This is a genomic window from Mesorhizobium sp. M8A.F.Ca.ET.021.01.1.1 (assembly GCF_003998025.1).
Classification (GTDB): Bacteria; Pseudomonadota; Alphaproteobacteria; order Rhizobiales; family Rhizobiaceae; genus Mesorhizobium.
Genome location: NZ_RZSJ01000789.1, coordinates 1 through 2193, shown reverse-complemented (window position 1 = coordinate 2193; position 2193 = coordinate 1). Strand labels below are relative to the sequence as shown.

General features: G+C 65.4%; 2 protein-coding genes. Both read left to right on the top strand.

The annotated features are described in order from the left end of the window. Positions 1 to 796: asparagine synthase C-terminal domain-containing protein (locus EOA36_RS33885; protein WP_145969470.1), on the top strand; the 796-nt coding region annotated here is incomplete at its 5' end. A gap of 161 nt (positions 797 to 957) precedes the next feature. Next, positions 958 to 2193: MFS transporter (locus EOA36_RS33880; RefSeq protein ID WP_127281062.1), on the top strand; the 1236-nt coding region annotated here is incomplete at its 3' end.

The window sequence follows — 2193 nt, the reverse complement described above, 5'->3', positions numbered from 1 at the left end:
GTGCCGGGCCGATGGCATCAAGGTGCTGCTGACCGGTGAAGGCGCCGACGAACTCTTTGGCGGCTACGACTGGCAGGAAGCCAGCCTGAAATTGTGGCGGCCCTGGTCCTGGCCGAGGCGGCTGTTTCTTTCGAAGCGAAGCCTGACCCGCAAATTCGAGCGCCAGCGTCATGCCCCGTTCCGCACATCGATCGCGGGTGGCCATGCCTGGGATCGCAACATCGTGCTCAGGGCGCTTTCGCCGGAATTGAATTTCCTTCAAGCGAAGATCTTCGACCGGCTCGAGCCGGTGACGCCGCTTGGCGACCGCGCCTTCCTCGGATGCTGCCTTCACGACATGTATTCGCATCTGCAGGATCTGCTGAACCGGCATGACCGGCTCAGCATGGCGGCCTCGGTTGAGCTCAGGGTGCCGTTCCTCGAGAACCGGCTGATCGACTTCGCGATCCATCTGCCTCGGCGACACAAATACCGCCAGAAGCAAGGAAAATGGCTTTTGAAGAAAGTCGCGGAAAAACACATTCCACTTCAGAACGTGAGGGCCAGGAAGAACGGTTTCCAGGTATCGGCGAACTTCACAGCCGGCACCGAGTCCCTGTTGCATGGCGGCTTTCTGCGCGATGCAATGAAGTGGCCGGCATCTTCGGTCGCGGACCTGATCGACCTCGCCAGGCGCGATCAGGCCTCGAGGCTTCGGCTGGTGGGAATGGAGCTTTTCCTTCGTCTCCATGCCGGCGGCCAATCCACCGGCCACCTGACCGAGGCACTGCACGCGGCCGTCGCCGAGGCGCGCTGAAACGTCAGGTTGGAGGCGTGTGGCCCTTCGCTATCCCCTTGTTGGACCATGATCTTCCCCGCAAGGCATTCGCGCTTTGCGCCGCGATGCCATAGTTTCGGCAAATCATGCGGGGAAACGGATCACCGCAAGGATCAGCGCGCCGTGGCAGGAACCCACCGATGATTGACGAAAAGCCGGAAAGCGAAAGCGTCTCGGCGCTGGCGCCGTTCCGGCACGGCATCTTCCGCGCCGTATGGGGCGCAAGTCTCGTCTCCAATTTCGGCGGCTTGATCCAGGGCGTCGGCGCCGCCTGGATGATGACCACCATCGCCACCTCGCCCTATCAGGTCGCCCTGGTCCAGGCCTCGACCACCTTGCCGATCATGCTGTTCGCGCTTGTCGCCGGCGCCATCGCCGACAGCTTCGACCGCCGCAAGGTGATGCTGGTCGCCCAGACCTTCATGCTGGTCGTTTCGGTGCTTCTGACCGCGTTCACCTATCTGGACCTGATCACGCCGTGGACGCTGCTGGCCTTTACCTTCCTGATCGACAGCGGCACGGCGCTCAACAGCCCGTCATGGCAGGCCTCCGTCGGCGACATCGTTCCGCGCAACAAGGTGCCTGCCGCCGTGGCGCTGAATTCCATGGGGTTCAACCTGACCCGCAGCGTCGGCCCGGCGATCGGCGGCATCATCGTCGCGGCCGCCGGCGCGGCCGCCGCCTTCGCGGCGAACGCGGTGAGCTATATCGGCCTCATCGTCGTGCTGGCACGCTGGAAACCGGATCTACCGGTCTCGACCTTGCCGCGCGAGTCATTGGGGGCCGCCATGGGCGCCGGCCTGCGTTACGTCGCCATGTCGCCCAACATCGGCAAGGTGCTGGTCAGGGGAGCGGCCTTTGGCTTCAGCGCCGGCGCGGTGCTGGCGCTGCTGCCGCTGGTGGCGCGCGACGTCGTCAAGGGCGACGCGCTGACCTACGGCATCATGCTGGGCGCCTTCGGCATCGGTGCTGTCGGCGGCGCGCTGATCAGCGTGCGGCTGCGGCAGTTGCTCTCCAGCGAGACGATGGTGCGCTGTGCCTTCGCCGGCTTCGCTGCCTGCGCCTTCAACGCCGCCATCAGCCAGCATGCCTGGCAGACCTCGCTCGGCCTGCTGGTCGGCGGTGCCTGCTGGGTGATCGCGCTGTCCCATTTCAACGTCACCGTGCAGATGGCGACACCGCGCTGGGTGGTCGGCCGGGTCCTGTCTGTCTACCAGACCGCCACCTTCGGCGGCATCGCGCTGGGCAGCTGGATCTGGGGTGTCGTTGCCGATGCGCATGGCGCCGAGACGGCGCTGATCGCCGCGGCCATCGCCATGCTGGCCGGCGGCGCCATCGGCCTCGTGCTGCCGCTGCCGCAGCAGCAGGTGCTCAAC